The organism is Paenibacillus sp. P4_A7, from assembly GCF_056402455.1.
The window spans coordinates 1-6,483 of sequence record NZ_JBFUHJ010000312.1 but is presented as its reverse complement, the minus strand read 5'-3'; the positions used below and the strand labels follow the sequence as shown (position 1 = coordinate 6,483).

8 protein-coding genes are annotated in these 6,483 nt (G+C 40.6%); 5 read left to right on the top strand and 3 right to left on the bottom strand.

The window, feature by feature from the left end:
- Window positions 1-294 precede the first annotated feature (294 nt).
- Window positions 295-876, top strand: coding sequence for a hypothetical protein (locus tag AC1DWN_RS24745; RefSeq protein WP_477561554.1), 582 nt, complete (start codon window positions 295-297; stop codon window positions 874-876).
- A gap of 68 nt (window positions 877-944) precedes the next feature.
- Here the strand turns inward: AC1DWN_RS24745 and AC1DWN_RS24740 are convergent, their stop codons facing one another.
- The gene (locus AC1DWN_RS24740; protein WP_477561553.1) at window positions 945-1,094 is read right to left on the bottom strand and encodes a hypothetical protein; all 150 of its coding nucleotides are present in this window, start codon (window positions 1,092-1,094) and stop codon (window positions 945-947) included.
- 499 nt (window positions 1,095-1,593) lie between these two features.
- Between AC1DWN_RS24740 and AC1DWN_RS24735 the strand changes: the two genes are divergently transcribed.
- Window positions 1,594-2,547, top strand: coding sequence for a hypothetical protein (locus AC1DWN_RS24735; RefSeq protein WP_477561552.1), 954 nt, complete (start codon window positions 1,594-1,596; stop codon window positions 2,545-2,547).
- A gap of 286 nt (window positions 2,548-2,833) precedes the next feature.
- Here the strand turns inward: AC1DWN_RS24735 and AC1DWN_RS24730 are convergent, their stop codons facing one another.
- Window positions 2,834-3,328, bottom strand: coding sequence for a DUF4259 domain-containing protein (locus AC1DWN_RS24730; RefSeq protein WP_477561551.1), 495 nt, complete (start codon window positions 3,326-3,328; stop codon window positions 2,834-2,836).
- Window positions 3,329-3,663: 335 nt separating this feature from the next.
- Here AC1DWN_RS24730 and AC1DWN_RS24725 point away from each other — a divergent pair, with 335 nt between their 5' ends.
- Both AC1DWN_RS24725 and AC1DWN_RS24720 read left to right on the top strand, forming a co-directional pair.
- Window positions 3,664-3,930: a hypothetical protein gene (locus AC1DWN_RS24725; RefSeq protein WP_477561550.1), complete on the top strand. Its 267-nt coding sequence runs from the start codon at window positions 3,664-3,666 to the stop codon at window positions 3,928-3,930.
- 162 nt (window positions 3,931-4,092) lie between these two features.
- Entirely contained in the window at window positions 4,093-4,479 is a 387-nt protein-coding gene (locus AC1DWN_RS24720) for a hypothetical protein (protein ID WP_477561549.1), read from the top strand.
- Window positions 4,480-4,806: 327 nt separating this feature from the next.
- Here the strand turns inward: AC1DWN_RS24720 and AC1DWN_RS24715 are convergent, their stop codons facing one another.
- Window positions 4,807-5,016: an H-type small acid-soluble spore protein gene (locus AC1DWN_RS24715; RefSeq protein ID WP_477561548.1), complete on the bottom strand. Its 210-nt coding sequence runs from the start codon at window positions 5,014-5,016 to the stop codon at window positions 4,807-4,809.
- A 555-nt stretch (window positions 5,017-5,571) separates the two neighbouring features.
- On the opposite strand from AC1DWN_RS24715, the gene AC1DWN_RS24710 reads away from it, so the two are divergent.
- Entirely contained in the window at window positions 5,572-6,336 is a 765-nt protein-coding gene (locus tag AC1DWN_RS24710) for a hypothetical protein (protein WP_477561547.1), read from the top strand.
- Window positions 6,337-6,483 lie beyond the last annotated feature (147 nt).

Genomic DNA, 6,483 nt, shown 5'->3' with positions numbered 1-6,483 from the left:
AAAGTTTACAGCGCGCGCAACATGCATCTGCTGGGCAATGTCGATCCCGACAACTAAATGCTGAGCAGTAATTTTTTCAATGAGCTGATTTTGTCTCGCTTGCGATTTAAACTTCATAATAGAGCGTCCTCCTGGATGATGGAATTTTTAGGGCTATGACCCGTTGCGTACTTCCATCGTACCGAGGCGCTCGTTTTTTTGCAAAGCGGAAATTTAACGCTCTACAGGAATGCTAACGGGCAGGTTAGTTGAACTACACATATTTAGCATTATGCGAAGCAAGGAGGTGAATGTATGTTCCAAGATGGATTTCCAAACTATTTGAGAGAGGATGTGACCAAAGCGGTTGGACTGATTCCTCATAAAACTTATAATAATGTGACTATTGGTGTATCACAGGATATTATTCAATATTTTCAAGATAATAACATGATTCAGTTTCCTTATCGTATCTATTACATTGATAGTCCAGATGAAGTTATAGAAAATTTAAGTGTACAACAAAAAATGATTTTACATTGCATTTATTCAAGAAGTTGTGACGGCTTTGTACGCCAAAAGCATATGTATTCATTGCTTCAGATGGATTATGAAGATTGGGCTATTCCTTATATCGTAAAAATATGTGATGAGTATGTCTTAGAAATATTAGAAATGAATTATGATTTTTTAAAAGAACAGGATACAGAACGGATGAAGAAATTTTGTCTTGAAAATATTGAATCGTTTTGCAAAAGCTACAATAGAATGATTAGCTATTGGAACGAATATTACAGATATAAATACAACAATTTTCAACACTATATAGGCAGGAAGTTATTCAGAGAATGTTTTGGTTACTCTAATTCAATGGAACGCATGAAAAAAAGTTTGTGAAAGATACACTTTAATCTAACGGGTAACGGATAGTTCAAAAGTATGAGTCGCAAACAAAGACACCCACTTCATAATAAGATAGGTGTCTTTGCTTTCCACATAATATCCATTTCAGCACCATGAGAGACAAAGAGATCAAACAGATCAACTGATTGTTCCCTAGCTTTTTGCCTAATCCTCCGTTTAACTGAATCCCCACCATAAGCTAACCAATCCATATTTTCATTTCTCCGCAAAGCCCGAAATGCTTTCTTATCCTGTCCCTTTAGACTGATAGCTTAATTAGAGTAAGAGCAGCGATCACATTAAACGTTCCTCAAATACGTTTTTCAACTACACCAAGCGTAGTAGCTGTAGTTGAACTCTATTTATCCAGAGAGTAGATGTATCGGTACACTATCGGTAATTATCAAGCATACAGAACTACCTCTTATAATTACAGGTATTCACTAACATCGTTTATTTCCATTTATGAAGCCATTTATTTATGGCTAATGGATAACTAATACAATGCATTATGACGTTCTAAGCGGTAACGTATTGCCAATAATTTGTATGATGTTGCTGGGTGGAACTATTATCATTGGAATATAATCCACACATTGCTCTGTCAAAGTTCATTAAGCTAACGGGCAGGATAGCTTAATTTGAAGGAAATTCTTTATTTTTAACGAATTGGTAATTGTTCACCACATTTTGTTGAAAGTAGGGATTTAGTTGACTGTTAATTGGCTATTTGCTCCTCATGAAGCATTTGACATGGTTTTGTTTCTTAACGCTATTTTAGACAACGCTTTCTATAGCCAACATTACTTTGACGTTAGACAAAACTGGGAATCGAAACTTGGGGTACAAGGTTTGAAATTAGTTAATGATGTTTGCAATAAAATTTCAATGTCCAATCTTTGTGCTAATTTATCCCAGTTTGAAGTCAGAACCTTAGATGAGATCATACAGGTGTTACAAGATTTCCCTAAACATAAAAATTGGGAGAATGTAATAGAAGATAATTTGAATTTACTTTCCGATTGTTTCTACATGTTAAAACAAGCAGGTCTGCAAACAGCTTGGAACCAAAGGGCAAAACCTTATTTACTGGATACTGCTGAGCAGTATCAAATGGTTATGGACTCTGTATACCCATTGAACAAGATGGAAGAGGTATTATCATCTTTTCTTGCCGCTAAACAACCCTTATGTTCTACTGTTTACTTTGCCACTTATATAAAACCAATAGCTTTTCAATTGCCAAATGGAGCTATGGTAATGCATGCTGGACCTCATGGATATATGCAGTTACCGAAACAATTAGCTCAACTTTGTTTGCACGAGTCTTTACACGGATTCCCTGGATCTAGACAAGCACAGCTACTACAAAATGATCTTAAAAAATCAAATGTAGAGTTTGATAAGCAATATCAGGAGCTTCTTTCAAAATATCATAGTGGACCCGAAGAATATTTTGTTGTTGGAGCAGAAGCTTATTTAAGCGAGAAACTAATGTTGAGAAATCATGAAGAATCTATTAGATATCTTAAAAGTCAAAATGGAGGTATGCCGCTATCAATGGCGATTTATGAACGATTGCGGGAGACAAATCCAGACAGCAAAACAGGATGGCATGGATATGGAAAATGGCTTGAGAATGTGTTATTTACCTTGAAACTTTAGTAAGCGTTGAACTAACGGGTACGATAGTTGAACGAAACAAGGAGCAGTTTGCCGTGGCAGCTGCTCCATTTTATCATTGAAGTAACGTCAGTTATGCGCAAGACGTGACACACGTTTCATCCGTACGCCCCCTCTCGRTCGCATAACCTCGCCACCAACCAGTCGGGGGTCTGATCATACCAGTTCGTGGACAGCAACAGCAGAAAATAGCGGGAAATCCGCTAAACAAAACGCCGCAACCCTATCATTCGGATTGTGGCGCTTTTGTTCTCGTTCAATCATCCTTCTACCGTTCTTTGGCAAGCTGTGCTTCCAACTTGGCAATCAGCTGCTGCACATGTGCCCGCCATTCGTCCCAGCTCGACGATTCCCGCCACAGTTCCGCCAAATCCCCCTCGCAGTCCCCCTCAATGTCAGTCCAAATCACGTTCAAATGCTCCAGCAAAGCCCCAAGCGCGGCACGATCGGCCGTGAACGCCCGTACTTGCGTCAAGGCGCGTTCTTCCTCCTCATGATCGTAATCCAAACTGCCATTCTCCAGAAACTCGATATACAGCTCCGCGAGGGCGAGCACTGTTCCGTCATAAAGGAAATCATCCTCACCAAACTTCGCCATCAATTCACCCAAATCCAACGTGTCACGAGGAAGCAAGTCCTCGATCGCTGCCACTAGATCCAGCCCTTCATCACTTTCCAATGCTTTGATTCCCCATGCTCCCATTCGATGTCCTCCTGTCACTGTCGTCTCTTCATTATATGGAGCGTGTCCAATGCTCGTCAAATGTTACCGTGACTCCTTTAATGGCAACACCCTGCACTCACGAGGAGCGCTGATTCCGTCAAAAGGTAATTAAGACCGAAAGAATTGCGGAGAAAGTTCAGCTAACGGGAACGATAGTTGAATAACACATGGATAAGCAGTTGCAGCAGTGGCCTGCTCATTTCATTAAACTAACGGGTAACGATAGTTGAACATAAAAGGAGTAGTTTGCTACGGCAGCTGCTCCCTTTCTTAGTTAAGCTAACGGGCAGGATAACGAAACTTAACTTGAGAAGAATCATCTAAGTATATAGGCTTTTAATAGAAGCATTTATAATTTCAAAGGGGTGTGTTTATTGAGAAACGGGAAGTTACTATTCATTAGTGGTACTCTTTTAGTACTTGCAGGTGGTGTGTTTTATGCAGTTGAACGATTTGGTGCATTTATTGCGATGGGGCTTGAGGCAGGAGGATTTGCCAGCAATCCTGGTACTGTCCCAACACATGGGATGTTAAGGACAACACTTTCAGATAACCAGCTGGTCGTCCCTTTTTTAATCATTGGATCAGTTCTAATGGCTATTGGAATCCTACTAGAATTAGTAATTAAAAATCAAAAGTAATTTTAATCAACTTTTGAACTAACGGGGAACTATAGCTTAACAATCACCATAACGAGGCTGCCGGCATGTAACGGTAGGCCTCGTTGAACGGGCAGGATAGTTCCAATATGTGGTATAATTTTTGCGATCTATAAAAGTGGGGTTAGAGGAGGATTCGTAGCGGTGAACAAAGACGATATTGTAATTAATCAAATTACAGAGTTAGATAAATTGGAATCAACAAAATCATTACAATCGACAATCAGTAAACTTGAGAATGCCTTGTCCCAGATGACTCAAAATGGTGCAAATACTACCCTAGTAAAGAAACGACTCAAAGCTGTTTACATCGGCTTAGCCACGCTAGAACACGTTTGGAATCAAAGATCCCATCATTACACCCAGGAAGATTTAGCAGAAGCTCGCAATGTGATTACTGGTTTATTTCCATCAATTGAAAACAGTTATACTAAGTCAAAGGCAGGTAGTCCCCAAAGAACGCTTTTAGAAAGAAGAATTAAAGCGTTGGAACTTGCTGTTCAAGCGATTGACGATCTTTCCACTAAATAACTCATAATGTAAACGAAGCGTTTGGGAGTAATCTTTGTTCACCTTACTGAACAAAAACTAACTGAAGCCCTTTTAAAATATGATTCCGAGTTGTAAAGCCACCAAACTAATGAGAACGATACAATCAAAGCAGACTGTCTGCATTATCTGGCAGGCTGTTCAGCTAAACCAGCTAATATAGAAGATGGTAAACTGATTTTATTCATGCCAAATAACGCCAAATAACCCTCCAATCTGGAATTGGAAGGTTTTTACTGGCGACGGATAAAAGCGGTGAGGAAGCAACGAAGTTGTTTCTCGAAGCTTTGCGGCAGTTTCGGCGGCGTCTCACATAAACGGCAAATCAAACTCGTTGTTGAATTCTTCCGTCAGCACGTCGACCGGCACCGTCTGCTCCTCGTCTGGCCTGTCGAGCGTATGAATTCTCGCCGTCCCGGCTCCCACGTTTACATGTTCAATGAACACAGGCACGCCGAAGTACGACACGAATTTTACATCCGGAGAATCGGCGATCATCTTCGCTCTGTACGCTTCCATGATATCATCACCTCTCGTACAGTATTTGCAAGGGGCATGCTGCTTATCCGCGCGAACCTGTAATTGTCGGTTAATTAGAATATAGTTTGAATCAAGTCCGCGTAAATCGCGGGCTATTTCTTTTAACGGATCAAGTTCTTGTCAAAAGTTGATGTCAAGAACATTATCTGATTCCCGACTAGTGACAAGAACATTGTCCGAATTCCGGGGAGGGCAGGGCGTCTGCCGCGAGCCAGTGTCTGAAGGGATTGTATCAGGCCGTAATGAAACGGGGCTAGCCGAAACGAAGCCGGTCGCAAAACGAGGTTAAACAAATTCGAAGCGATCTCGCCGCTAAAGGAAACTCCGAAGTGTACCGAGAACTGAATATATAAAGACCAAGAGGCCGCCGCGGAACATCTATTGGCGGCCTTGTTCCGCTAACGGGCAGGATAGTTACAATTATGGTAATATGAGGTAAAATTTACGGAGGCGCGATTGTTCCCCATTTAGCCACGTTTCGCATAAAGCTAAATAGAATGGCGGTAAACAATTTAAACTGCAAGGGGAATCGATATGTATACAAAGAAAAAACTCACAAAAACAGGCACTTGTGTTGTTATTATTCTCTTTGTGATTTGTCTATGTATTTGGCCATTGTTGTTTAATACGAACGCATATCCCAAACAAACACATATTTCATTTTCATCCATTCGTTCAGACGATATTGATCCCGAAATGCTAACAAACAATATCATGAAGGCCATTGGATATCCGAATGCAGTTCCAATTGTAACGAAGGAAGACAGGTTTTTTGTTGTACTATATAATCAACCAAAACAAGACACTGATATGGAACTGCATAGCTTAGCTTCCACCTTTAGAATACGTGTACCCGAAAAGAATGATATGCGTGTATTGTCTTATGAAATTCGGGCTTCTCGAAATGGAGATCTTGTGATCATGTATCGTGATGAGATCAATGAGGAGCGACCAAATGAGTATTCTCATCCGAGGAGTGGTTTTAATCTGACCCACGTGTTTAGCGCAATACGGGACTTCCCGGCGGTGTCGTATCGTAAACTTACTAAATATGGGGACGAAAGTGCTGACCTGTACCAAATACGGCTTAACGATGATCTTTTATCTGGTGAAAACTTTTCTTATAACATCAATGGATCTGCGCAAAATGATAAGATTGAGGATGGAATTCCCTTTTTGATATCCCATATGAAGTGGGGCAAGGTGCGTGATGATTCCTTAGATGATGATGATCCCCATCGCTACTACAGCTTTGGAGGAGAAGGTAGAGTCAACTTATACTATTTCCCTGAAAGCTAAGGTTTATTTACAGYGCTAGGCGTGGGTTTTATTAGAGCTCCTCTTAAATCTTCTATACCATTGAGCTAACGGGACACGATAGCGGAGGAGCTTCCTATGTGGTAGCTCCTCTTTTCTATTGAACTAACGGGCAGGATAGGCAGGATA

What these genes read in the sequence shown, in the direction of transcription:
- AC1DWN_RS24745 (WP_477561554.1), top strand. Translation starts at nt 295, where the DNA reads ATGTTCCAAGATGGATTTCCAAACTATTTGAGAGAGGATGTGACCAAA.
- AC1DWN_RS24740 (WP_477561553.1), bottom strand. Translation starts at nt 1,094, where the DNA reads ATGGATTGGTTAGCTTATGGTGGGGATTCAGTTAAACGGAGGATTAGG.
- AC1DWN_RS24715 (WP_477561548.1), bottom strand. Translation starts at nt 5,016, where the DNA reads ATGGAAGCGTACAGAGCGAAGATGATCGCCGATTCTCCGGATGTAAAA.
- AC1DWN_RS24710 (WP_477561547.1), top strand. Translation starts at nt 5,572, where the DNA reads ATGTATACAAAGAAAAAACTCACAAAAACAGGCACTTGTGTTGTTATT.